The 22,857-nt window shown below is 55.0% G+C and carries 23 protein-coding genes, 3 tRNA genes and 1 pseudogene; 21 read left to right on the forward strand and 6 right to left on the reverse strand.

What is annotated here, in order from left to right:
- Positions 1 to 8: 8 nt before the first annotated feature.
- On the forward strand, positions 9 to 1,391 hold the full coding sequence (cysS, locus tag K3169_RS11045) for a cysteine--tRNA ligase (RefSeq protein WP_263271427.1): 1,383 nt from the start codon (positions 9 to 11) through the stop codon (positions 1,389 to 1,391).
- A 350-nt stretch (positions 1,392 to 1,741) separates the two neighbouring features.
- On the opposite strand, the pseudogene K3169_RS29740 reads toward cysS, so the two are convergent.
- Positions 1,742 to 2,650, reverse strand: a pseudogene (locus tag K3169_RS29740) (sigma-54-dependent Fis family transcriptional regulator); the annotation flags it as partial.
- A gap of 1,229 nt (positions 2,651 to 3,879) precedes the next feature.
- Here K3169_RS29740 and K3169_RS11055 point away from each other — a divergent pair.
- The 6 genes from K3169_RS11055 to K3169_RS11080 all read left to right on the forward strand — a co-directional run bounded on the left by K3169_RS11055 (position 3,880) and on the right by K3169_RS11080 (position 9,889).
- Entirely contained in the window at positions 3,880 to 4,974 is a 1,095-nt protein-coding gene (locus K3169_RS11055; RefSeq protein ID WP_027898459.1) for an ABC transporter ATP-binding protein, read from the forward strand.
- Positions 4,974 to 6,074 (forward strand): ABC transporter ATP-binding protein, encoded by a 1,101-nt coding sequence (locus K3169_RS11060; protein WP_263271428.1) that lies wholly within the window; start codon positions 4,974 to 4,976, stop codon positions 6,072 to 6,074. The genes K3169_RS11055 and K3169_RS11060 overlap by 1 nt, the downstream gene beginning before the upstream one ends.
- On the forward strand, positions 6,067 to 6,936 hold the full coding sequence (locus K3169_RS11065; protein WP_027898461.1) for a carbohydrate ABC transporter permease: 870 nt from the start codon (positions 6,067 to 6,069) through the stop codon (positions 6,934 to 6,936). Before K3169_RS11060 ends, K3169_RS11065 begins: the two co-directional genes overlap by 8 nt.
- A 10-nt stretch (positions 6,937 to 6,946) precedes the next feature.
- Positions 6,947 to 7,747, forward strand: a complete 801-nt coding sequence (locus K3169_RS11070; RefSeq protein WP_027898462.1) for a carbohydrate ABC transporter permease — start codon at positions 6,947 to 6,949, stop codon at positions 7,745 to 7,747.
- A gap of 12 nt (positions 7,748 to 7,759) precedes the next feature.
- A complete protein-coding gene (locus K3169_RS11075) occupies positions 7,760 to 8,032 on the forward strand; it encodes a DUF2160 domain-containing protein (RefSeq protein WP_027898463.1) in 273 nt (90 codons plus the stop codon).
- A gap of 84 nt (positions 8,033 to 8,116) precedes the next feature.
- Positions 8,117 to 9,889: an ABC transporter substrate-binding protein gene (locus tag K3169_RS11080; RefSeq protein WP_027898464.1), complete on the forward strand. Its 1,773-nt coding sequence runs from the start codon at positions 8,117 to 8,119 to the stop codon at positions 9,887 to 9,889.
- Positions 9,890 to 9,951: 62 nt separating this feature from the next.
- Here K3169_RS11080 and folD read toward each other — a convergent pair whose 3' ends face one another.
- A complete protein-coding gene (folD, locus tag K3169_RS11085; protein ID WP_027898465.1) occupies positions 9,952 to 10,806 on the reverse strand; it encodes a bifunctional methylenetetrahydrofolate dehydrogenase/methenyltetrahydrofolate cyclohydrolase FolD in 855 nt (284 codons plus the stop codon).
- 326 nt (positions 10,807 to 11,132) lie between these two features.
- Between folD and K3169_RS11090 the strand changes: the two genes are divergently transcribed.
- The 4 genes from K3169_RS11090 (at position 11,133) to K3169_RS11105 (ending at position 12,938) form a co-directional block, all read left to right on the forward strand.
- Positions 11,133 to 11,209: transfer RNA gene (locus tag K3169_RS11090), tRNA-Arg, on the forward strand.
- Positions 11,210 to 11,261: 52 nt separating this feature from the next.
- A tRNA-His gene (locus K3169_RS11095) sits at positions 11,262 to 11,337 on the forward strand.
- Positions 11,338 to 11,392: 55 nt separating this feature from the next.
- A tRNA-Leu gene (locus tag K3169_RS11100) sits at positions 11,393 to 11,477 on the forward strand.
- Positions 11,478 to 11,642: 165 nt separating this feature from the next.
- A complete protein-coding gene (locus K3169_RS11105) occupies positions 11,643 to 12,938 on the forward strand; it encodes a tyrosine-type recombinase/integrase (protein WP_263271430.1) in 1,296 nt (431 codons plus the stop codon).
- On the opposite strand, the gene K3169_RS11110 is transcribed toward K3169_RS11105, so the two are convergent.
- A complete protein-coding gene (locus tag K3169_RS11110; protein ID WP_263271431.1) occupies positions 12,872 to 13,123 on the reverse strand; it encodes a helix-turn-helix transcriptional regulator in 252 nt (83 codons plus the stop codon). The genes K3169_RS11105 and K3169_RS11110 overlap by 67 nt on opposite strands.
- A gap of 589 nt (positions 13,124 to 13,712) precedes the next feature.
- On the opposite strand from K3169_RS11110, the gene K3169_RS11115 reads away from it, so the two are divergent.
- The 3 genes from K3169_RS11115 (at position 13,713) to K3169_RS11125 (ending at position 15,852) form a co-directional block, all read left to right on the forward strand.
- Positions 13,713 to 14,588: a hypothetical protein gene (locus tag K3169_RS11115; RefSeq protein WP_263271433.1), complete on the forward strand. Its 876-nt coding sequence runs from the start codon at positions 13,713 to 13,715 to the stop codon at positions 14,586 to 14,588.
- A gap of 135 nt (positions 14,589 to 14,723) precedes the next feature.
- Positions 14,724 to 15,413, forward strand: coding sequence for a hypothetical protein (locus K3169_RS11120; RefSeq protein ID WP_263271435.1), 690 nt, complete (start codon positions 14,724 to 14,726; stop codon positions 15,411 to 15,413).
- Positions 15,414 to 15,543: 130 nt separating this feature from the next.
- The gene (locus K3169_RS11125; RefSeq protein ID WP_263271436.1) at positions 15,544 to 15,852 is read left to right on the forward strand and encodes a hypothetical protein; all 309 of its coding nucleotides are present in this window, start codon (positions 15,544 to 15,546) and stop codon (positions 15,850 to 15,852) included.
- Here K3169_RS11125 and K3169_RS11130 read toward each other — a convergent pair.
- From K3169_RS11130 to K3169_RS11140, 3 genes are read right to left on the reverse strand one after another with little or no spacing between them, the layout of a single operon-like run.
- On the reverse strand, positions 15,849 to 16,052 hold the full coding sequence (locus tag K3169_RS11130; RefSeq protein WP_263271438.1) for a hypothetical protein: 204 nt from the start codon (positions 16,050 to 16,052) through the stop codon (positions 15,849 to 15,851). The genes K3169_RS11125 and K3169_RS11130 overlap by 4 nt on opposite strands.
- A gap of 24 nt (positions 16,053 to 16,076) precedes the next feature.
- Entirely contained in the window at positions 16,077 to 16,403 is a 327-nt protein-coding gene (locus tag K3169_RS11135; RefSeq protein ID WP_263271439.1) for an exonuclease domain-containing protein, read from the reverse strand.
- Complete coding sequence (locus K3169_RS11140) at positions 16,400 to 16,690, reverse strand: hypothetical protein (protein WP_263271440.1); 291 nt, start codon at positions 16,688 to 16,690, stop codon at positions 16,400 to 16,402. The genes K3169_RS11135 and K3169_RS11140 overlap by 4 nt, the downstream gene beginning before the upstream one ends.
- Before the next feature lie 78 nt (positions 16,691 to 16,768).
- On the opposite strand from K3169_RS11140, the gene K3169_RS11145 reads away from it, so the two are divergent.
- The 7 genes from K3169_RS11145 to clpX all read left to right on the forward strand — a co-directional run bounded on the left by K3169_RS11145 (position 16,769) and on the right by clpX (position 22,796).
- Complete coding sequence (locus K3169_RS11145) at positions 16,769 to 17,251, forward strand: hypothetical protein (RefSeq protein ID WP_263271441.1); 483 nt, start codon at positions 16,769 to 16,771, stop codon at positions 17,249 to 17,251.
- Positions 17,252 to 17,359: 108 nt separating this feature from the next.
- The gene (locus K3169_RS11150; RefSeq protein WP_263271443.1) at positions 17,360 to 17,560 is read left to right on the forward strand and encodes a holin; all 201 of its coding nucleotides are present in this window, start codon (positions 17,360 to 17,362) and stop codon (positions 17,558 to 17,560) included.
- Positions 17,561 to 17,830: 270 nt separating this feature from the next.
- The gene (locus K3169_RS11155) at positions 17,831 to 18,046 is read left to right on the forward strand and encodes a hypothetical protein (RefSeq protein ID WP_263271444.1); all 216 of its coding nucleotides are present in this window, start codon (positions 17,831 to 17,833) and stop codon (positions 18,044 to 18,046) included.
- An 8-nt stretch (positions 18,047 to 18,054) separates the two neighbouring features.
- Positions 18,055 to 18,255 carry a hypothetical protein gene (locus tag K3169_RS11160; protein ID WP_263271445.1) on the forward strand — a complete coding sequence of 67 codons (201 nt, stop codon included), beginning with the start codon at positions 18,055 to 18,057 and terminating at the stop codon, positions 18,253 to 18,255.
- Positions 18,256 to 19,364: 1,109 nt separating this feature from the next.
- Positions 19,365 to 20,675 (forward strand): trigger factor, encoded by a 1,311-nt coding sequence (gene tig / locus K3169_RS11165; protein WP_263271447.1) that lies wholly within the window; start codon positions 19,365 to 19,367, stop codon positions 20,673 to 20,675.
- A 91-nt stretch (positions 20,676 to 20,766) separates the two neighbouring features.
- Positions 20,767 to 21,402 (forward strand): ATP-dependent Clp endopeptidase proteolytic subunit ClpP, encoded by a 636-nt coding sequence (gene clpP, locus K3169_RS11170; RefSeq protein ID WP_027897813.1) that lies wholly within the window; start codon positions 20,767 to 20,769, stop codon positions 21,400 to 21,402.
- A 110-nt stretch (positions 21,403 to 21,512) separates the two neighbouring features.
- A complete protein-coding gene (clpX, locus tag K3169_RS11175; RefSeq protein WP_027897814.1) occupies positions 21,513 to 22,796 on the forward strand; it encodes an ATP-dependent Clp protease ATP-binding subunit ClpX in 1,284 nt (427 codons plus the stop codon).
- Positions 22,797 to 22,857: the final 61 nt, after the last annotated feature.

The raw sequence follows: 22,857 nt of genomic DNA on the forward strand, positions 1-22,857 counted from the left end.
GCAAGCAAGTGCTTTCTATCTACAACACGCTCACCAAGAGCAAAGAAGTCTTCAAACCGCTGGATGGCAACAAGGTGCGTATGTATGTCTGCGGGATGACCGTGTACGACTACTGCCACCTGGGCCACGGCCGCAGCATGGTGGCGTTCGACCTCGTGACCCGCTGGCTGCGCTTCAGCGGTTACGACCTGACGTATGTGCGCAACATCACCGACATTGACGACAAGATCATCAATCGTGCCCGTGAAAACGGCGAGTCGTTTGATGCGCTGACGGCGCGAATGATTGATGCGATGCATGAGGACGAAGCACGGCTGAATATCCTCAAGCCGGATATGGAGCCGCGTGCCACCGATTACATCGACGGCATGCACGCCATGATTCAGACCTTGATCGACAAGGGCTACGCCTATGCACCGGGTAATGGCGACGTGTATTACCGCGTCGGCAAATTCCTCGGTTACGGCAAGCTGTCGCGCAAGAAGATCGAAGACCTGCGCATTGGCGCACGTATCGAAGTGGACGAGTCCAAGGACGATCCGCTGGACTTCGTGCTCTGGAAAGGCGTCAAACCGGGCGAACCCAGTTGGGAATCGCCATGGGGCGCCGGGCGTCCGGGCTGGCACATCGAGTGCTCGGTGATGTCCACCTGCTGCCTGGGTGAGACGTTCGATATTCATGGCGGCGGCAGCGACCTTGAGTTTCCGCACCATGAAAACGAAATCGCCCAGAGCGAAGCGGCCACTGGCAAGACCTACGCCAATGCGTGGTTGCACTGCGGCATGATCCGCATCAATGGCGAGAAGATGTCCAAGTCATTGAACAACTTCTTCACCATCCGCGACGTGCTGGAAAAATACCCGCCGGAAGTGGTGCGCTATCTGCTGGTTTCCAGTCACTACCGCAGCGCGATCAACTATTCCGAAGACAGTCTCAGGGAATCCAAGAGCGCGCTGGAGCGTTTCTACCACGCCCTTCGTGGCTTGCCGGTTTCCGAGCCGCTAGGTGGTGAGGCATTCGTGGAGCGTTTCTCTGCGGCCATGAACGACGACTTCGGTACGCCTGAAGCGTGCGCGGTGTTGTTCGAGATGGTTCGTGAAATCAACCGTTTGCGAGAAACAGACTTGGCGGCCGCCGCCGGTTTGGCGGCGCGCTTGAAACAATTGGCCAGTGTGTTGGGTGTCTTGCAGCTTGAAGCCGATGACTTTTTGCGCGCAGGCGCGGAAGGGCGGGTTGATGCGGCAGAAGTCGAAGCGCTGATCCAGGCGCGTCTCGCTGCCCGCGCGGCCAAGGATTGGGCCGAGTCCGACCGCATCCGCGACCAGATCACCGCCATGGGCGTGGTGCTGGAAGATGGGAAGGGCGGGACGACCTGGCGGTTGGCGGATTGATTAGCTGACGGCTGGCTGTAATTCCCTGTGGGAGTCGCCCAAGTGTCCCAGGCACCACGCTGTCGCGCAGCAAACACGGACCCTGTAGGAGTGAGCTTGCTCGCGATTCGGCCTGTCAGTCGATGAATATATTGCCTGTACTGGAGCTATCGCGAGCAAGCTCACTCCTACAGTAAAAAGCATTCCAAATCAGATAGTTATATTTTGTTTGATAGGAGCGGTGCTTGCCCGCGATACAGGCACCTCGGTGTTTGATCTGAAACCGAGGTGCCTGTATCGCGAGCAAGCTCAGCTCCCACAAGGATGGCGTTCCAAATTAGATGATTGCGGTAATTTCAATCGGTGCAGGCTCAACCCTGCTGTTCCCGTAACCGCTTATAAAGCGTATTCCTGCTTACCCCCAGGCGCTTGGCCAGTTGGGAAATATTACCGCCCGCCGCCCGCAACAGCTCTTCCAGATTCTCCGCCTCGCGCAGCTGTGCTTTATCGCTGAGGACCGGCTGCATGCCCTGTAAGTCCATCTCAAGATCCGCGAAGAAATCATCCGGAAGATGCTCCGTACCTATGACCTCATCGTCCGCCAGCGCCAACGCCACCTGAATCACATTGCTGAGCTGGCGCAAGTTGCCCGGCCACGGGTGGCGATCAAACAACTCCAGCACTTTCGGCTCGAAGCCTCGAGTCTGCTGCACTTCGCGATGCTGCTCCCAGAGTCGCTGAACCAGAGCGGCCTTGTCGGTACGCTCACGCAGCGGCGGCAGCTCCAGATTCAGCCCGCTGATCCGGTAATACAAATCCTGACGAAAGCGCCCGGCCAATACTTCGTCGCGCAAGTTGCGGTTCGTCGCGGAGATCAGTCGCACATCCACCGGATGCAATTCGCTGCTGCCTAACGGCTGCACGCAACGTTCCTGCAAAACCCGTAACAGACGAGCCTGAACCGGCAGCGGCATGTCGCCGATTTCGTCGAGGAACAGCGTGCCCTTGTCCGCTTTGCGAATCAGACCGATGTTGCCTTTATGGTGCGCGCCGGTGAATGCGCCTTTTTCATAGCCAAACAGCTCCGACTCCACCAGTTCGGCCGGAATGGCTGCACAGTTCACCGCGATCAATGGCTTGGTGGATCGGGAGCTGGCGTTGTGCAGCGCTTTGACGAACACCTCTTTACCCACACCGGTTTCGCCATGAATCAGCAGGGCGATGTTCTTCTCAAGCAGCCGCTCGGCCTGGCGCACGGCTTTGTCGACCCTCGCATCTCCAAGGCTGACCGACGACAGAGGGACCCCGTCGTGCGGCGCCGGTTTCGGTGCGGGCTGAAAAGCGTGAATGTTTAGCGGATTACGTTTGGGCCGTCTCAATACACCATGAAAGCGATTGTTGCCGGAGGCCAGTAGCGAGAAGGGCAGGCCTTCAGGTTGATTGAGCAGAAAAGCCGTCGGGTTATTGAACAGCGCCTCGATACTGGTCCGCATCAGGCTGACCCCCAACAAATTGTCGGCGCGACGGTTCGCGCTGATGATCCGCCCGCTTTCATCAAATATCAGCAAGCCTGCCCACTGGCTGTCGAGGTTGTTCAGTCCGGTGTTGAAGGTCAGCTGAAAGTGGCTGTCCTGAAACTGGTCGAGGATCAGTCGGTTCTCCACCGACTGACTCATCATTTTCACCATGCCCAGCGTGTGGGAAGGCGGCAGGAAGCTATCGCTGGAAACATCCAGTACCGCAACCAATCGTCGCGCCGCATCGTAAATCGGTGCCGCCGAGCCGGTCATGAAACGGTTGGCTTTGAGAAAGTGTTCGTTGTGCTCGATATGTACGGCCTGTTCGCAGACGAGCGCAGTGCCAATGGCATTGGTCCCCGTGGCGCTTTCGATCCAGCTGGCGCCTGCCATGAAACCATGCGCGTGGGAGGGTTCGACAAAACGCTGGGTGCCCCACGACTTGAGCAACTGACCACGATTATCGGCCAGCATGATCAGGCAGTTGGAATTACTGAGGATGTTTTCGTAAAACGGCAGGACTTCCTGGTGGGTGGTGTGCACCAGCGCCTGATGGCGCTCCAGTAACTGCGATACCTGATCCGTCGGCAACTGGCCGAAAGAGGGTCTGGACTGATGACTCAGACCAAAGTCCCTACAGCGGGACCATGAGTCTCGGATGATGGCGTCATGAGCAACGGATGCACGGTGTATGGCCATGGTGGATCCTGCATGTATTTTTATTTTTCTTATTGATCTGGCACGGGCGTCCAATCCCGTGCGTGCGTCCAGTGTCGCTCAGGATTGTTCAAAGTCAATGTTCAGTTTGTTCAGGTGTTCAGTTTTTATTGTTCACTTTTGTTCAGCACTGAACGCTCGTCAGGCCCGTTATATCGGGCCGAGGCTCTATCTCGGGCCTGTGCGCAGCAATGCCCGGTTTGGCACGATTGTCGCTATCTCCTGACAAGAATTCGCGCACACCCTGAATAAGAACTGACAAAAAAGGGCAAGCCATGTCTCTAACGCTGGAGCACGTCAGCCGTGTGGTCGACGGCCAAACCTGGATCGACGACGCATCGTTGAGTTTCGAACCCGGTTCTTTCAATGTCTTGCTGGGCCGTACACTGTCCGGCAAGACCAGTCTGATGCGGCTGATGGCCGGGCTGGACAAGCCTGATCGTGGTCGCATCCTGATGAACGGCAAGGACGTCACCCAGACGGCCGTTCGCCATCGCAATGTGTCGATGGTGTATCAGCAGTTCATCAATTACCCGAGCATGACCGTTTTCGAGAACATTGCCTCGCCATTGCGTCAGGCCGGTGTCGCCGCTGACGTGATCCAGAGCAAAGTGCTGGAAACCGCGAAGATGCTGCGCATCGAGAAGTTTCTGACCCGCTATCCACTGGAGCTGTCCGGTGGTCAGCAGCAGCGCACTGCCATGGCCCGGGCGCTGGTCAAGGATGCCGACCTGATTCTGTTCGATGAGCCGCTGGTCAACCTCGACTACAAGCTGCGCGAAGAGCTCCGTCAGGAAATGCGCGAGCTGTTCGAAGCACGCCACACCATCGCTATCTACGCCACCACTGAACCCAATGAAGCCTTGGCCCTGGGCGGCACGACCACGGTGCTGCATGAAGGTCGGGTGATTCAGAGTGGCCGGACGCCGGAGGTTTACCACCAGCCGCAAACCGTTCTGGCAGCAGAACTGTTCTCCGAGCCGCCGATCAATTTGATGCCTGGTCGTATTCAGGGCAGTGAAGTCAGCTTTGCCAATTTCGTCCATTTCCCCCTCAACGTTGATCTGCGCAAGATCGGCGATGGCGAGTACCGCTTTGGCGTTCGCCCCAGCCACCTGAGTCTGGTGCCATCCAATGATGATGATCTTGAGCTGGCAGTGACGGTAGAGCTGGCGGAAATCAGCGGCTCTGAGACGTTTCTGCATGTGCGTAACGAGCATTTCCCGCTGGTGCTGCACTTGCCTGGGGTACATGCCTACGACGTTGATGCGTCGATTCGGGTGTACATCCCGACCCATAAATTGTTTGTGTTCGATGAGCAGGGTCGCCTGATTCAGGCACCCGGCTTGCGTATGGCGAGGGTTGCCTGATGGCCGAGATTCGACTGCAAAACCTCGCTCACAGCTATAGCAAACATCCGAACGGGCCAGAGGATTATGCGATTCGTGAGATGAGCCATATCTGGGAGCAGGGCGGGGCGTACGCGCTACTGGGGCCTTCCGGGTGTGGTAAATCGACTTTGCTGAACGTCATTTCCGGGCTGCTCAGCCCTTCCGAAGGCCAGGTGATGTTTGACTCCAAAGTGGTCAACGACTTGTCGCCGGAGCAGCGCAACATCGCTCAGGTTTTCCAGTTTCCGGTGGTCTACGACACCATGACGGTGTACGACAACCTCGCCTTTCCCTTGCGCAATCAGGGCATGGACGAGAAGAGGATTCAAACCAAGGTTCATGAAATTGCCGATGTGCTGGACCTGCAGCCTTTACTGAAGAAAAAGGCCCGCAACCTCACCGCTGACGAAAAGCAGAAAGTCTCCATGGGTCGTGGTCTGGTGCGTGATGACGTGTCGGCGATTCTGTTCGACGAACCACTCACGGTGATCGACCCGCATTTGAAGTGGAAGCTGCGGCGCAAGCTCAAGCAGATCCACGAGCAATTCAACATCACCATGGTTTACGTCACCCATGATCAGCTCGAAGCTTCGACCTTCGCTGACAAGATCGCAGTCATGTATGGCGGTGCGATTGTCCAGTTCGGTACGCCACGAGAACTGTTCGAAAAACCACGCCACACATTCGTTGGTTATTTCATCGGTAGCCCGGGGATGAATCTCATTGAAGTCATCCCGCAAGCCGGCGGTGTGGGCTTTGGTGATGCTCATCTGCCGCTGTCCGAATCCATGCAGCAGCTCATCGCCGAGAAAAAATGGACCAGCCTGAAAGTCGGCATCCGGCCCGAGTTTGTGCATGTCTGGGACGGACCGGTGGACGATGCGTTATGCGCTGAGGTCAGTCATGTTGAAGACCTTGGCACTTACAAGATTTTGACCCTGCGCCTCGCCGGGCAAGCCTTGAAAGTGCGGCTGCAGGAAGACAAACCGGTACCCGTGGGCCAGGCCTGGATCAGCTTCCCGAGCCAGTGGCTGATGGTCTATGCGGACGATTACTTGCTGGAGTCAGGCCATGAATAATAAGGTTCAGAACAACAAGGCATGGTGGTTGGTATTGCCGGTTTTCCTGTTGGTGGCGTTCAGCGCCATTATCCCGATGATGACCGTAGTCAATTATTCGGTGCAGGACATCTTCGATCAGTCCAGCCGTTACTTTGTCGGCACCGACTGGTTCAGGCAGGTCCTGCAGGACCCGCGTCTGCATGACTCGTTACTGCGTCAGTTCATCTATTCCGCGTGTGTGCTGCTGATCGAGATTCCGTTGGGGATAGCTATCGCGCTGTGCATGCCGAGTAAGGGGCGCTGGTCCACGGTCTGCCTGATCGTCATGACCATTCCGCTGCTGATTCCATTTAACGTCGTCGGCACCATCTGGCAGATTTTTGGGCGTGGCGATATTGGTTTGCTGGGCTATACGCTCAACAACGTTCTGGGCATCAATTACAACTATGCGGCCAACGCATCGGACGCCTGGGTGACGGTGTTGATCATTGATGTCTGGCACTGGACATCGCTGGTTGCGCTGCTTTGCTATTCCGGCTTGCGGGCGATCCCGGATGTTTACTACCAGGCAGCACGCATTGATCGGGCCTCCAGTTGGGCGGTGTTCCGACATATCCAGTTACCGAAGATGAAAAGTGTGTTGCTGATCGCCGTGATGCTGCGCTTCATGGACAGCTTCATGATCTATACCGAGCCCTTCGTGCTGACCGGCGGCGGGCCGGGCAACTCCACCACCTTCCTCAGTCAGACCCTGACGACCATGGCGCTGGGCCAGTTCGACCTGGGCCCTGCAGCGGCATTCTCGCTGGTGTATTTCCTGATCATCCTGCTGGTGTCGTGGGTGTTCTACACCGCCATGACCCATAGCGAAAAGAACTGAGGAGGCGGACATGAACCTGCGCAAAATCATACCGCTGTGGATTTACCTGCTGTTTCTGCTGGTGCCGATCTACTGGCTGGTGAACATGTCGTTCAAGACCAACACTGAAATCCTCGGCGGCCTGACCCTGTGGCCGCAGGATTTCACCCTGGCCAACTACAAAGTGATTTTCACCGACGAAAGCTGGTACAGCGGCTACATTAATTCTCTGTACTACGTTTGCCTCAATACCGTGATCTCGCTAAGTGTCGCCTTGCCCGCCGCTTATGCGTTTTCCCGCTATCGTTTTCTGGGCGACAAGCACCTGTTCTTCTGGCTGCTGACCAATCGCATGGCACCGCCTGCGGTTTTCCTGCTGCCATTCTTCCAGTTGTATTCGTCCATCGGCCTGTTCGATACCCACATTGCCGTCGCGCTGGCTCATTGCCTGTTCAACGTGCCATTGGCGGTGTGGATTCTGGAGGGCTTCATGTCCGGTGTGCCCAAGGAGATCGACGAAACCGCCTACATCGACGGGTATAGCTTTCCCAAGTTTTTCGCCAAGATATTTGTGCCGCTGATTGGCTCGGGTATCGGTGTGACGGCGTTCTTCTGCTTCATGTTCTCCTGGGTTGAGCTGCTGCTGGCTCGCACCCTGACGTCGGTCAACGCCAAGCCGATTGCGGCGGTGATGACGCGTACGGTATCGGCTTCGGGGATTGATTGGGGTGTCCTGGCGGCGGCGGGGGTGTTGACCATCCTGCCGGGCATGCTGGTGATCTGGTTCGTTCGTAACCACGTGGTCAAGGGCTTTGCTCTTGGTCGGGTCTGAGGAGTCGAAAAAATGGAGTGGATGTCCTGGACACTGCCCACCGCGATCTTCTTTGGCAGCATTGCGTTGCTGCTGGCAGGGATGACGGTGTGGGAATTGCGCTCGGCCAGTCTTGAGCGTCGTGGTTTTCTGCCGATTGCCACCACCCGTGGCGACCGACTGTTCATCGGGCTGTTGGGTAGCGCTTATCTGCATCTGCTGGTGATCGGCGCGACTGACTGGAGTATCTGGGTTGCTTCAGGGATTTCTCTGGTGTGGCTCCTGGTAGTAATGCGGTGGGGTTAGAGAGCGGATGGGCGCAAATGCCTGGCTGATCCGCCAAGTGGGATTCGAAGCGGGACTACATAAGAAACAACACTGGAGGTGTCTATGTTCAATAAGAAAAACAAGCTGCGACATAGCGTGACGCTGGCGACAATGGTGATGCTCAGCGGATTGAGCGTTTCGGCATGGGCCGATCAGTATGAAGATGCGGCCAAGAAGTGGGCGGCCAGCGAGTTCAAGCCGAGCACGCTGTCCGATGCCGAACAATTGAAAGAACTGGAGTGGTTCATCAAGGCTGCCGAGCCGTTTCGCGGCATGGACATCAAGGTGGTTTCCGAAACCTTGACCACCCACGAGTACGAATCTAAAACCCTGGCCAAGGCGTTCACCGAAATCACCGGCATCAAGGTCACCCATGACTTGCTGCAGGAAGGTGATGTGATTGAAAAGCTGCAGACCGCCATGCAGTCGGACAAGAGCATTTACGACGGCTGGGTGAATGACTCCGACCTGATCGGTACCCATTTCCGTTACGGCAAGGCGATGTCCCTGACCGATCTGATGGCCAGTCCGGAAGGCAGCAAGGTCACGTCTCCAACGCTGGATCTGAAGGATTTCATCGGTACTTCGTTCACTACAGCACCGGACGGCAAGCTCTATCAATTGCCCGATCAGCAATTCGCCAACCTTTACTGGTTCCGCGCTGACTGGTTTGACCGCGCAGACCTGAAAGCGAAATTCAAGGCCAAGTACGGCTACGAGCTGGGCGTGCCGGTCAACTGGTCGGCGTATGAAGACATTGCCAAGTTCTTTAGCGAAGACGTCAAGGAAATCGACGGCAAGAAAGTCTACGGCCACATGGACTACGGCAAGAAAGACCCATCGCTGGGCTGGCGCTTCACCGATGCCTGGTTCTCCATGGCGGGCAGTGGCGACAAGGGGCTGCCTAATGGTTTGCCGGTGGACGAGTGGGGTATTCGAGTAGAGGACTGCCATCCGGTGGGTTCCAGCATTACCCGTGGCGGCGACACCAACGGGCCAGCAGCTGTGTTTGCAACCCAGAAATACATCGATTGGCTGAAAGCCTACGCACCACCTGAAGCCGCAGGCATGACGTTCTCCGAATCCGGGCCGGTACCTTCCCAGGGCAACGTTGCTCAGCAAATATTCTGGTACACCGCTTTCACGGCTGACATGACCAAGGCGGGTCTGCCAGTCATGAACGCCGATGGCACGCCGAAATGGCGTATGGCGCCTTCGCCGAAAGGCCCGTACTGGAAAGAAGGCATGAAGCTGGGTTATCAGGACGTGGGTTCCTGGACCTTCCTCAAATCGTCCGACGAGAAAAAGCGTCTGGCTGCCTGGCTCTACGCGCAGTTCGTGACGTCGAAAAGCGTTTCCCTGAAGAAAACCATCGTGGGCCTGACGCCGATTCGTGAGTCGGACATCAACTCCAAGGAAATGACCGCGCTGGCACCCAAACTCGGTGGGCTTGTAGAGTTCTACCGCAGCCCGGCCCGCGTGCAATGGTCGCCTACCGGGACCAACGTGCCGGATTATCCGAAACTTGCTCAGTTGTGGTGGAGCCACGTTGCCGAGGCTGTGACCGGCGAGAAAACCGCACAGCAGGCACTGGACGGTCTGGCCAAGGATCAGGATGCGATCATGACGCGTATCGAGCGCTCCAAGGTTCAGGAGGCCAGCAAGTGCGCGCCTAAAATGAACCCGGAAACCTCTGCAGAAGAGTGGTACACCAAAGCCGAGCAGAGTGGTGGCAAGTTCCTGGCCCCACAACGCAAGCTGGCCAATGAGAAACCGAAGGGCGAAACCATTGCCTATTCAGACTTGTTGAAAAGCTGGGAAGCGGCCAAGAAGTAAGGCTGTCGAGGAATGAAAAACGGCACCCTTGGGTGCCGTTTTTTATTGCATGACGCGGCGCATCAACCGTGCAGGGTTTCCGCTGCGTACAGGGTGTTTTCAAGCAGGCAGGCGCGAGTCATCGGGCCTACGCCCCCCGGTACCGGCGTGATCCAGCCAGCGCGGGGCAGGGCGGTTTCATAAACCACATCGCCAACCAGCTTGCCGTCGTCCTGACGATTGATGCCAACGTCGATCACGATAGCGCCTTCCTTGATCCACTCGCCTTTGACCAGCCCTGGCTTGCCAGCCGCCACCACCACCAGATCGGCCCGGCCAACGTGGCCCGCCAGGTCCTTGGTGAAGCGGTGGGTCACGGTCACGGTGCAACCGGCCAGCAACAGCTCCATGGCCATCGGGCGACCGACGATGTTGGATGCGCCCACAACCACGGCGTCCAGACCATACAAATCAACACCGGTGCTTTCCAGCAGGGTCATGATGCCTTTAGGTGTGCAGGGGCGCAGTAGCGGAATGCGCTGTGCCAGACGACCGACGTTATAAGGATGGAAGCCATCCACGTCTTTGTCCGGGCGAATGCGCTCCAGCAACAGGGAGGCATCCAGATGTTCGGGCAGTGGCAATTGCAGCAGTACGCCGTCGATGTTCGCGTCGTCATTGAGGCGATCGATCAGGCCGGTCAGTTCTGCTTGTGACGTCTGGGCGGGCAGGTCGTAGGCCTGAGAGACAAAGCCGACTTCTTCACAGTCTTTACGCTTGTGCGAGACATAGACCTGGGAAGCGGGGTCGCTGCCCACAAGAATCACTGCGAGGCCGGGTGTGCGCAGGCCTTGCTCGCGACGTTCGGCGACCCGTTTGGCGATCTGCTGACGCAGGCTGGCTGCGATCGCTTTGCCGTCGATTAGTTTTGCAGTCATTACGCGTGATTAACCATCGAGAGGGATCGGAAAAGAGCGCGCATTCTCGCATGTCATCGCGCGTGGGCAAAGGCGCTTGGTCTGCATATTCTCCTAACTCCTTTATCTAACTGAATTTTTTTCTAAAAAAGAGTTGACGACCTTTAGGGTCGTCTATAAGATTCGTCGCACTTGCCGGGTACAACCCAGCACTGGTTAAGCTGGCACTCATAACCAAGTCGATGTTTAGATGAGGTTCGGTGTTGAATCAGGCGGAGCGGTTACTTAGCTCAGTGTGATTAAAAAGCCTTTTAATTTGTAATCGTTAAAGAGTACAGATTATATAAGTGCCCGTAGCTCAGCTGGATAGAGCATCCGCCTTCTAAGCGGATGGTCGCAGGTTCGAGTCCTGCCGGGTGCGCCATTAAGGCAGCTTTGGCAAGTGCAAGTAAGATGTCACGGTTACATGCAATATGGTGGGCGTAGCTCAGTTGGTAGAGCACGGGATTGTGACTCCCGTTGTCGAGGGTTCGATCCCCTTCGTCCACCCCATATTTAGAAAGGCGCCAGACTTATAATCTGGCGCCTTTGCTTTAAAAGCTTGTACGCGGATGTGGTGGAATTGGTAGACACACTGGATTTAGGTTCCAGCGCCGCAAGGTGTGAGAGTTCGAGTCTCTCCGTCCGCACCAAGAACAATTACGTGGGGTTCCAGCGACTCCCACGTAAGCTAGAAGAAAGGCCGCCTAGAGCGGCCTTTCTTTTGTCTGGCGTTCCATCATCTTCCAGCACCTTCCATAAATTTTTAGTACATTGCCCAGTACCTCGTTAATTTGAGACTTGTGTTGATGTACTAAATGCCTCTGACTGACACCGCCGTCCGGCAACCCAAACCCAAACCCAAACCCAAACCCAAACCCAAACCCAAAGACAAAGACTGCTCGCTCAGTGATAGCGACGGTCTGGCTCTGTTCGTTTCTACGCGGGGCGTGAAGTCGTGGCACTTCCGTTACTCCTGGCATGGCAAGCAGCCCCGCATATCGTTGAGCACGTACCCCGAAATCACCCTACGCGAGGCCAGGGAACTCCGGGATCAATCGCGGGCGCTGGTTGCGAAGGGCATAGACCCGCGTACAAGCCGCCGTCAGGTGCAACAGGCTGCCGCTGCGTCTCAGGAAAACACCTTCGAGGCTGTCGCGAACCGCTGGTACGAATTCAAGAAACCCCGCCGCACCGTTTCCAAGAAGGGCGGCGCTGCACAGTCGCGGCTGTACCTGGACAAGGACCTCATCCCGGTGCTGGGCCGTATCCCGATTCCAGAGGTAACCCGCGCTGATGTACTAACGGCAGTACGTCGGGTTGAAAAGCGTGGCGCGTTGAACGTCGCCGAGAAGTGCCGCACCTGGTTAAACCAGATATTCCGGTATTCCATTGCTGAAGGCTTGATCGATCTGAATCCAGCGGCAGACATCGATATCGTCGCCGCCGTACAGCCGCCGGTTAAGCACAACCCTTACATCAGGTGCGACGAGATAAAGGAATTCCTGGATGTCATCGCCGCTTCCCGAACATCACCGTTCACCAAGCTGGCAATACGGTTGCTGTTGCTGACTGGGGTTCGAGCGGGGGAACTGAGGATTGCAACACCAGACCAGTTCGATCTGGATGCCGCGCTGTGGACGACACCGACTGACCGGGTAAAGCAATTGAGGGTGAGGGTTAGAACGGAAGGGGATGAGATACCGCCATATCTGGTGCCACTGTCGCGGCAGGCGGTTGCTGTGGTGCGCGAAATCACATCGCTGACAGGTGGGCGCACAAAAGTTGCTTATTCCGGGCAGGAACCACCCGAACACGCCAATGAGCGAAAACACTGTCAACGATGCAATAACGACGATGGGATACAAAGACCGCCGACTGGCCAAGGGATACGCGGCACTATCTCAACAGCCCTGAACGAGGCGGGGTATGAGGATAAGTGGATTGATGCAAAGCTGTCGTATGCCAGTGGTGACAAGGTCCAAAGGACCTACAACCATGCGATGTATGTCGAACTGCGTAGAGGGATGGTGCAGACGTGGGCGGATTACTTGGATAGGCTGGCGGCTGGTGATTTATCGCTATCCTTGCGCGCCCTTGCCGCGCTTACCTGAGCCTTGCTCCATTCCAGCACCTCGGACTTGACCCAGGCAACTGCGCGGCCACCCAGCTTAGCCTGGCTGGGAAAGGTTCCCTTGTTCGCCATGTCGTAAATCTTCGAGGTGCTGATGCCGGTCACCAGGTTAACGGCCGGCAGTCTGATGAATTCGATCTGTTCGTGGTTGCGTGCGGTATTCATTGATAATTCTCCTGTGCGCGCCGCTCGGCCAGTTGTGCCTGGCGCGCTTTGCAGCATTTATGGTGATTGCCATGGGAGCGAGCCGTGTTGCGCTGGTCGCACATTACGTTGAGGTCGAGCGGCCCCATTCGCGCGCTCCGGATCTTGGTCTTGCGGCGTAGGATGTTCACTTCTTTGCTACCTCCAATGCATCGATGATTGACCAGATGCACAGCGCTTGCCTGAATGGGTATCCCGTAGCCCCGCTTGAGGTTCTGGGCGATTTCAGTCAGCCCGCCAACCTTCTAGAGCGGGGCGGGTGTGGAGTTGATTGTCTCGAGGGCGTAATTTCAGCTTTCGCGGAAACCGAATTGGTCCAACTGCTTGGGCTGCGGTGGCCTCCCGGCGACGGCGATCTGTAGCTTGGTGGGCTCCGGTACTGCTTACGGTGGCTATGCAATTGGCTGGCAACCGGCTACGGGGGTGGCAGCGCGTTGGCAGGGGGCTGTCGTACTGTTGGGTTCATGCGGCATCTCAGAATCCGTTATTGTCTATTTGCTTGGGCGTAGCGACGTGACATCATTCAGCCAGTTTTAGACAAGGATTTGCTATGCCAGGTTTAGATAAGTGGTTGAATAGGGTTGCGTTATTTAGCCAGATTCTATTGGTAATAATTGCCATAGTTACTGTCAAGCTAACTGTTATACCTCTTTACCAAAAGGAGCTAAGTTCAGAGGAGCTGGCAAAAGCTCAAATCCAGCTAGGTGTTGTTCAGTCGAGAATTAATGAGCTAACTTCAGATGTTGGTGCTAAGGAAAAAGAGCTAAATTTGACTGTTTTGAAATTGCAAGAGGCCGAAAGAGCTGAGACCGTAAGTCGGGCTAACTTGGCGTCTGTTAATTATGAGCTAAAGATTCAAGCAAAGAATCTTGCAGACCTTAAAGTACAGAATAGAAAAATTTCAGAAGAGTCCTCTCAGCTAAAGAAAGCTCTAGAATCTGAAAGTCAACTCAAATTTCGACAGGCTTTAGAGTGGTTTATGATGGTTTCCGACATGGATAGAAATTGCTACCGACCAGACCTAGCAGAACTTCGTAAAAAAAATGATGAAAAGGGACGAAGTGCAGATAAGGAATGTAATCCTTATTCGTATATTAAGGCCGGTGTCGCAACCCTTAGAAAACGCCGGCATGATGCCGCGGGGGATCCATTAAACCTCCCTGGCAGCACGCTCGATAAGTGGCTTAGCTTGGCCGATGCGGAAGCAGAGAAACAAAGGAGCCAGTTGCACGGTGCATTCAATGCTGTGGTTTTTGAGAGTCTTGTAAAAGGCAGTAGTGAGAGAGAAGATGGAGAGCCTTTTAGCGAGTATAGGAAGCGTTTGGAAGGTATTTTTAAATTAAGAGATGACTACGCAAGCAAGGCGAGAGACCAGGATATGGACGTTGCTAGCAAATTTATCCGCAGCCTTGGATTACCTATGTAGATCAGCTTGATAAGCAAGAGCGTTACTGTTTCGGCTGTATAGTCGGCATTGCTAATGCTGGTAGTAAAGTTAGAGGTGGTGATGCCGGCATAGATTTATCACTTGCGCAGCTCATGTTAACTGATGGAACTCAATATGAAATTCAGTTCTGATGTTATTGGTAGGGTGGTGACAGGGCTTTACTTGGTTGCAGTTTGTGTTCTGGTTTTTTTGAAACGTGATACGTTACCTAGCATGGGATTGAACGAAATCGGCGACTTCCTTGCAGGTGCATTTGGGCCGGTGGCTTTTTTGTGGCTGATCCTCGGCTACTTGCAGCAAGGTCGCGAGCTCAAGCTAAGTTCTGAAGCCCTGAGGATGCAGGCTGCTGAGCTTAAAAACTCGGTTGAGCAGCAAACCCAATTAGTAGCCGTTGGGCGTGAACAGATTACTGCCCAGACGAAAGCGTTAAAGCAAGATCGGCTGCGCTACGAACAGAGCATGAACGCAAATATCGTTTTTATCGCCGGTAAACTTAATCTCGGCACGCCAACCATACATAACTACCAAATAACTAACGTTGGAGCTGACGCTCTTGATATAGAAATGTTGGTCAGATTGCCGAACGGCAGAAGTATGTCAGCAACTATTGCGTTTCTAAAAAAAGATCAATTTGAGGATGTCCCGTTCGAGTATGTCGATATCGAGGAGGATTTCCTCACCACATTGCATTTTTTTTACCGAACGTACGATGGGCGAGCTATGGAAATTAAGAAGGACTTTGCTATATCTGCCGATACCAAGAAATTAACCATTTCTCGCCCTATCAAGAAAAGCGACCTGTAATCAGGCCTCCTGAGCTGGCAGGTTCAGTGGGTTCTCCCACGGTAGTTAAAGCCTCTAGCATCTGTGCGAAGGGCTTTTCGGTGCTAGGGTTGGCTTGGGCAATACGCCTACAGCCAAAAGGAAGCGAAAAATGAACATCAAGTCAGATTTGTCGGGGCTGAAAAAGCTGCAGGAGAATATGGAAGCCCTTAGCGGTAGCCATGAAATTTCATTGTCTGAAATCCTGACTGATGACTTTGTATCCAGTCACAGCAAATTCGCTGACTTCGACACCCTATTGGCTGAGGTTGGTGTCACTACGCCCGAGCAGTTCAAAGAACTGCCGGACGATGAATTCGACGCGTTCATTGCTGGCCACACCGATTTTGACAGCTGGTTAGATATGCAACAGCAGGGTGCGGCTGCATATGCACGAGCGAAGATACTGAAGGGCCTTTAACTTCGCGCCACCTGAGCTGGCGGGTTCATCGCGAAGTAAATCCGGGCGCATGCCTCTGCATCCGGACGCGCACGGTGGCCACCGACCAGCTCTTCGCCAGTGAAGTGCAGAAGGGCTTCGGCAACGGTCGGTACCTTGTACATTCCCCAGCGGCCGAAACCGGCTTCGATCATCTTGGCAGTAGGCGGGCACTTGACCAAGTTCTTGCTGGACTGGCATGTGCATTAGTTCGGCACGGCCTTGAAATTGTCGGCAGCCTGTTCGCCGATAAAGCGCTTGATGGCAATGTGCATGATGAGGTCATCGAAACTGACGTTGTGCGCAACCCGAAGCGATGCCTGTTCGTAGACACGCAGGAAGCCGCCGAGTGCTTCTATTTCAGGGATGCCGTGCTCCAGCGCCATTTCGGTGGTGATGCCGTGGATAGCGGCAACTTCATCTGGAATCACCCAGCCGTCTGGGCGGATCATCGCCCCGAACGAGTCGAGCAACTCGCCTTGCGGGTGTACAGCAGAATGCACAGTCAACCAAGTGAGACTGGCGCGGATCATCGCTTGGGTCCTTGAAGCGCCGCAGGCCCGTTGTTTCGGTGTCGTAGATTGCGATCAGTTGGGACATTTGAGTTTCTCCAGGCGAAAAGAAGCGCCAGTAGGCGCTTTAGCGTGTTGCGGGAGGGGTTAGCTGGCTTGTTTTCGTTGATAGGCTTCAATGCACTGACGAGGATTTCGCCCGGAATGCCATCAGGCGCTAAAGCCTTCTCAATTAAGGTCTTTTCTTTCACGCCCTGATGATGCTTGGGCTTATCACGCAAAGGCATGACGTTAAGCAGATCTTTCACGCAGTATCTCACTTGAAATGGTGGCGATTCATCACCATCATCGAATTGCCCCAAAGAACGGAGGCAGGAGGACGGTCGATGTCTGAGATGGAAAAGCTGGCTGCAACAATGTTGCAGAAAAAAAACGAAGAAACTGCCAAGGCAGAGGCGCTCAAATCGTCCAGAGAAGCCAAGATTAAGCAATGGGTTGAATCGCTGGATAAGCTTTTCGCTAACATCGAAAAATGGTTTGAACCTCTGATCGAAAATGAACTGGTAGGAATCGAGCGTTTTGATAAAAAAATCACTGAGTCTGCAAACAGTGAATATCGGGTTAGTTATGAAGCGCCTGCCTTCGCCTTAGTGGTAAACGGGAAAGCTGCACGGATTGAACCTAAGGCGCTTTACTTGAACGGTAGCGATGGTGTCGTCGAGATCAAAGCTAACGACAAGCAATATCTGCTTATCAGGAACGTGGCTGACGAGACTGAATGGCGGCTGGTCGATGCAGCCAATAAAACGAGTAAGGGGGTTCCCTTCACTCAAGACTCGCTGGCTCGTGCATTCATGCACTACCTGTAAGAAAATTTAAATAGTCGGGAACCCGACACCTGCTAGCGCTGATCCTTGCGCCATCGATGCCCCGCCACCGTGCGGGGTTTTTATTGGCAGCAACCTGGAGGCCACCCCATGAAAGCCCCAGTCAGGAGCAAGAGCATGGCGAACCACCCGGAAGGAATTGTCGAGGCCATTGGCGCCTCCGTGTCGAGTAAGGGCGTGTTCGTCGGGGCCACGACTGGCTTGGTCGGCTGGCTGTCCCAAGTGAACTGGATCGGTATGGCCGGTGTGTTTGTGGCCGTGCTGGGGCTGATCATCAACGCCTATTTCTAGGCATGTCGTGATCGGCGCGAGGATGCAGAGAGCAAGGGGCGCATCCAGGCACTGCGTGGGCAATTCCAACGATGAACCAATCTGGCACCCGAACCGCCTTCGTATTGTGGCTATGAGTGCTGCTGGTGTTTTCGCTTGAAAGACCAACGAGCGCTACCCCGATCAGGCCATCATCCCCGCCCGGGGGGGCGTCGTTCCTACCATTGGCCACGGTTCGACTCGTTACGAAGACGGCCAGCCGGTCAAGCTCGGCGATCGCATCGCGCTGAAGTGCTGGCCCGCAACCTGATCACCCAAGACGAAAAGATATTCGTCGCCTCGCTGCCCGGCGTGAGCCTATGCAAGCTGGAGTTTGATCTGTACATGGACTTCTTTGCCAGTACGGCATTGGCACCCGGTTCAAAGGCTCGCCGCGCCGCGATCTGCTGTCGGGTAATGCAACATCAGCCCCAAAAGATGCGTCACAACCTAGAACTGCTGCCGTAGATCCAGAGGTGCGGGTTGCAAACGAAATCCTCGACCAGTTGGATGACATGCGCTTGTCGACAGGAGCCATGGATGCTGATGGTAATTCGGTGACAGTTTCTGCGCGCGAGCTGCTGGCCGATGCTGACGTCGATATCGCCAATGCTCAGGAAGAGTCGCAGGGCTTTGCCGCAGCAGTTGCTTGCTTCCTGCCGCGTGGTGTTGATTAATGCCGAAAAACAGAAAGAGAGAGCGGTATGAAAATGTTGGATTTTGATAGACCGATACGACGAGTCGGTTTTTTGTTGTTTTGCGTGGGTGCTGCGATCGCCCTAGTTTGCGTTATTGCAAATATCAAATATGGCTACAGCGGATTCAGGTTTTATGACGATTTTCGTTTGTTTGAAAGGTATCAGCCGTATTGGTTTCAGCGTTGGCTGACTAGGTCAGTCATCGCAATGCTCGTCGGCGCGTGGATAGCGTGGCTTTACGCGCCGACGATTGGCCGTCTGGTGCGATGGGTACGATCTGGAACTTGGGTCGAGACTAAATAGTCGGGCCCCCCAGGTGCTAGGGGGCGTACGCGAAACCATCTAGGATGGGACAGGGGTATCGGCTGTAGCCAATCAGTTCGGAGCGCTTTAGGAGTTATGAGCAGGACATTCGCCAGCGGACCTAAAGGCGCGTACCAAGAATCAATGGCCTGTCTATCGCGGCGCGATCCGTAATTGGATGGAAAGTGCACCCGGATACCCCGACATCGAGAATCGCCCGGTCCGACCGACCTAACAGGTGGCGCGGCGCGCCTTCGTTGTGTACGATGCGCGCCGGATCAGCTCAGGCTAGAGGGGTCCAACGACAATCATCTAGTACGTGAGTTAGTACATTTGTTTGGGGCCTTGATTCTGGGGCCTTGTCTTGTAAGGCTTTGGGGGCTTAAACGTGGTTCCCTCCGTCCGCACCAAGATTAAAACGCGTCACAGCTGCTATGCGGTCATGACGTTTGAGAAAAGCCGCCTATTGCGGCTTTTTTTGTTTCAGGATTATTGTTTTTCGTCTCGCTGACCGGCCAGCCTGGCTGCCGTCGGTCGTGCGGGGTGTGCTTCGCGGAATGGAATCGACGCTGAGGCCGGGTGCGTGACGCCTTGTGCAAGGCCGTGCCAGACGCGTTTCGGTCGGTCGAGAGTGGCTGCGGTTACCTGTCGCTGATCGTCTGATTCCTTCCTTTATATGCGCCCTTTTTCAGTAGGGTGACTTCTTGAGTTTGACCCACTAGAATGCATGCCCTTGATTCTGGGGTCGGAAACGCCGGCTAACGTCTGTGCAACGAGGAATATCCATGCAAGTTTCTGTTGAAAATACTTCCGCTCTTGAGCGCCGCATGACCATTGGCGTGCCTGCCGAACGCATCGAGACTGAAGTCAACAAGCGTCTGCAGCAGACCGCACGTAAAGCCAAGATCCCTGGCTTCCGTCCAGGCAAAGTGCCTATGAGCGTGATCCGTCAGCGTTATGAAGACGGCGCGCGTCAGGAAGCATTGGGTGATTTGATCCAGGCTACTTTCTATGAAGCTGTGGTTGAGCAAAAGCTGAACCCGGCTGGCGCACCTGCTGTAGAGCCAAAGACCTTTGAGAAAGGCAAAGACCTGGAATACATCGCTACTTTCGAAGTGTTCCCGGAATTCACCGTTGCCGGTTTCGATTCCATCGCCGTTGAGCGTCTGTCTGCAGACGTGGCTGATGCCGATCTGGACAACATGCTGGAAATCCTGCGCAAGCAGAACGTTCGTTTTGAAGTGGCTGATCGTGCTGCCCAGAACGAAGACCAGCTGAACATCGATTTTGTTGGCAAGGTTGACGGCGAAGTATTCGCTGGCGGCTCCGCCACTGGCACCCAGTTGGTACTGGGTTCCGGCCGCATGATCCCTGGCTTCGAAGACGGCCTGGTTGGCGCCAAGGCTGGCGAAGAGCGTGTTCTGAACCTTACCTTCCCGGAAAACTATCAGAACCTTGAGCTGGCAGGTAAAGCTGCCGAGTTCACCGTTACTGTCAACACTGTTTCCGAGCCTAAGCTGCCTGAGCTGAACGAAGAGTTCTTCAAGCAGTTCGGTATCAAGGAAACCGGCATCGACGGCTTCCGCACCGAAGTTCGCAAGAACATGGAGCGCGAGCTGCGTCAGGCCATCAAGTCCAAGGTCAAAAATCAGGTAATGGACGGCTTGCTGGCCGCCAACCCGATCGAAGTGCCAAAAGCCTTGCTGGAAAACGAAGTGAACCGTCTGCGCGTTCAGGCTGTTCAGCAGTTCGGTGGCAACATCAAGCCTGATCAACTGCCGGCCGAGCTGTTCGAAGAGCAAGCCAAGCGTCGCGTTGAGCTGGGTCTGATCGTTGCTGAAGTGGTCAAGCAGTTCGACCTCAAGCCTGATGACACCCGCGTTCGCGAGATGATTCAGGAAATGGCTTCTGCTTACCAGGAGCCTGAGCAGGTCGTGGCCTGGTACTACAAGAACGAGCAGCAAATGAACGAAGTACGTTCGGTTGTGCTTGAAGAGCAAGTTGTGGATACTGTTTTGCAGAAAGCTAGCGTGACCGAGAAGTCGGTCTCCTACGAAGAAGCAGTCAAGCCGGTGGAAGCTCCACAAGCTGACTGATTTGTTTTTTCGTTAGAAAACACCTACAAGCCAGCCTTCGCGCTGGCTTGTGCGTATTCAAGAAATGACTATTTGGGAGTGAATGCGAGACATGTCCCGCAATTCTTATATTCAGCAGCACTCTGACATCCAGGCCGCCGGCGGCCTGGTCCCGATGGTTATCGAGCAGTCCGCCCGTGGCGAACGCGCCTATGACATCTATTCGCGCCTTCTCAAGGAGCGAGTGATCTTTCTGGTAGGCCCGGTAGAAGACTACATGGCCAACCTGATCTGCGCGCAACTGCTGTTCCTTGAAGCGGAAAACCCGGACAAGGATATCCATCTTTACATCAACTCACCGGGCGGTTCGGTGACGGCTGGCATGTCGATCTACGACACCATGCAGTTCATCAAGCCGAACGTATCGACTACCTGTATCGGTCAGGCGTGCAGCATGGGCGCATTCCTGTTGACCGCAGGTGCTCCGGGCAAGCGTTTCTGCCTGCCGAACTCCCGCGTGATGATTCACCAGCCATTGGGCGGTTTCCAGGGCCAGGCTTCGGATATCGAAATCCACGCCAAGGAAATCCTTTTCATTCGTGAGCGTCTCAACACGCTGATGGCCAAGCACAGCGGGCACACTCTGGAAGAGATCGAGCGTGACACCAACCGCGATAACTTCATGAGTGCAGAGGCTGCTCGTGAGTACGGCTTGATCGACGAAGTCATCAGTCAGCGTCCCGCTTAATTAAGCACCTCAAATAAGGCTGGTCGGCTGTTCTGATCACTTGCGGGCTTGAAAAAGCCCGCAATAGCCTTCATCTTGTGTTGCAAGCCTATCGGATTTGGATCGAACGAATGACTGACACCCGCAACGGCGAGGACAACGGCAAGCTGCTCTATTGCTCCTTCTGTGGCAAAAGCCAGCATGAAGTACGTAAGTTGATTGCCGGCCCCTCGGTCTTTATCTGCGACGAGTGCGTCGACCTGTGCAATGACATCATCCGCGAGGAGGTGCAGGAAGCCCAGGCCGAGAGCAGCGCGCATAAATTGCCTTCGCCTAAAGAAATCAGCGGCATCCTTGATCAGTATGTGATCGGTCAAGAGCGTGCGAAAAAGGTTCTGGCCGTAGCGGTGTACAACCACTACAAGCGCCTGAATCAGCGTGACAAAAAGAATGACGACGTCGAGCTCGGCAAAAGCAACATTCTGCTGATCGGCCCGACAGGCTCGGGTAAGACCCTGCTTGCCGAAACACTGGCCCGCTTGCTGAACGTTCCATTCACCATCGCCGACGCAACCACCCTCACCGAGGCGGGTTATGTAGGTGAGGATGTGGAGAACATCATTCAGAAGCTGTTGCAGAAGTGCGACTACGATGTAGAAAAGGCCCAGATGGGTATTGTCTACATCGACGAGATCGACAAGATCTCGCGCAAGTCTGATAACCCGTCGATCACCCGGGACGTTTCCGGTGAAGGCGTGCAGCAGGCCCTTCTCAAGCTGATCGAAGGCACGGTCGCTTCCGTTCCGCCTCAAGGTGGTCGCAAGCATCCGCAGCAGGAATTCCTTCAGGTTGATACCCGTAACATCTTGTTCATCTGTGGTGGTGCGTTCTCTGGTCTGGAAAAGGTTATTCAAAACCGCTCCACCAAAGGCGGTATCGGTTTCAACGCAGAAGTACGCAGCAAGGAAGAAGGCAAGAAGGTTGGCGAATCCCTGCGTGAAGTCGAGCCTGACGATCTGGTCAAGTTCGGTTTGATTCCGGAATTCGTGGGTCGTCTGCCGGTTCTGGCAACGCTGGACGAGTTGGACGAAGCTGCGCTGATGCAGATTCTAACCGAGCCGAAGAACGCGCTGACCAAGCAGTACGCCAAGCTGTTCGAGATGGAAGGTGTGGACCTCGAGTTCCGTACCGACGCTCTGAAGTCCGTCGCTCGTCGTGCGCTTGAGCGCAAGACAGGCGCACGTGGCCTGCGCTCCATCCTCGAAGGCGTTCTGCTCGACACCATGTACGAGATTCCATCGCAGACTGATGTGAGCAAAGTGGTGATCGACGAAAGCGTAATTGAAGGCACGTCCAAGCCGCTGTTGATCTACGAAAACAGCGAGCCACCTGCCAAGGTTGCGCCCGACGCGTGAGTGATACTGCTGCATGAATAAAATGCTGCACAAATAGAGAGGGGCCTTCGGGCCCCTTTTT

It is taken from the genome of Pseudomonas phytophila (genome assembly GCF_025643095.1).
GTDB classification, from domain to species: Bacteria; Pseudomonadota; Gammaproteobacteria; order Pseudomonadales; family Pseudomonadaceae; genus Aquipseudomonas; species Aquipseudomonas quasicaspiana.

Excerpts from the sequence above, each read along its gene's own strand:
- K3169_RS11080 (WP_027898464.1), top strand. The coding sequence starts at position 8,117 with ATGTTCAATAAGAAAAACAAGCTGCGACATAGCGTGACGCTGGCGACA.
- K3169_RS11120 (WP_263271435.1), top strand. The coding sequence starts at position 14,724 with ATGAAATTCAGTTCTGATGTTATTGGTAGGGTGGTGACAGGGCTTTAC.
- K3169_RS11070 (WP_027898462.1), top strand. The coding sequence starts at position 6,947 with ATGAACCTGCGCAAAATCATACCGCTGTGGATTTACCTGCTGTTTCTG.
- tig (WP_263271447.1), top strand. The coding sequence starts at position 19,365 with ATGCAAGTTTCTGTTGAAAATACTTCCGCTCTTGAGCGCCGCATGACC.
- K3169_RS11060 (WP_263271428.1), top strand. The coding sequence starts at position 4,974 with ATGGCCGAGATTCGACTGCAAAACCTCGCTCACAGCTATAGCAAACAT.
- K3169_RS11055 (WP_027898459.1), top strand. The coding sequence starts at position 3,880 with ATGTCTCTAACGCTGGAGCACGTCAGCCGTGTGGTCGACGGCCAAACC.
- clpX (WP_027897814.1), top strand. The coding sequence starts at position 21,513 with ATGACTGACACCCGCAACGGCGAGGACAACGGCAAGCTGCTCTATTGC.
- K3169_RS11065 (WP_027898461.1), top strand. The coding sequence starts at position 6,067 with ATGAATAATAAGGTTCAGAACAACAAGGCATGGTGGTTGGTATTGCCG.
- K3169_RS11125 (WP_263271436.1), top strand. The coding sequence starts at position 15,544 with ATGAACATCAAGTCAGATTTGTCGGGGCTGAAAAAGCTGCAGGAGAAT.
- clpP (WP_027897813.1), top strand. The coding sequence starts at position 20,767 with ATGTCCCGCAATTCTTATATTCAGCAGCACTCTGACATCCAGGCCGCC.
- K3169_RS11135 (WP_263271439.1), bottom strand. The coding sequence starts at position 16,403 with ATGATCCGCGCCAGTCTCACTTGGTTGACTGTGCATTCTGCTGTACAC.
- K3169_RS11115 (WP_263271433.1), top strand. The coding sequence starts at position 13,713 with ATGCCAGGTTTAGATAAGTGGTTGAATAGGGTTGCGTTATTTAGCCAG.
- K3169_RS11105 (WP_263271430.1), top strand. The coding sequence starts at position 11,643 with ATGCCTCTGACTGACACCGCCGTCCGGCAACCCAAACCCAAACCCAAA.
- K3169_RS11150 (WP_263271443.1), top strand. The coding sequence starts at position 17,360 with ATGAAAGCCCCAGTCAGGAGCAAGAGCATGGCGAACCACCCGGAAGGA.
- K3169_RS11110 (WP_263271431.1), bottom strand. The coding sequence starts at position 13,123 with ATGAATACCGCACGCAACCACGAACAGATCGAATTCATCAGACTGCCG.
- K3169_RS11145 (WP_263271441.1), top strand. The coding sequence starts at position 16,769 with ATGTCTGAGATGGAAAAGCTGGCTGCAACAATGTTGCAGAAAAAAAAC.
- K3169_RS11075 (WP_027898463.1), top strand. The coding sequence starts at position 7,760 with ATGGAGTGGATGTCCTGGACACTGCCCACCGCGATCTTCTTTGGCAGC.
- folD (WP_027898465.1), bottom strand. The coding sequence starts at position 10,806 with ATGACTGCAAAACTAATCGACGGCAAAGCGATCGCAGCCAGCCTGCGT.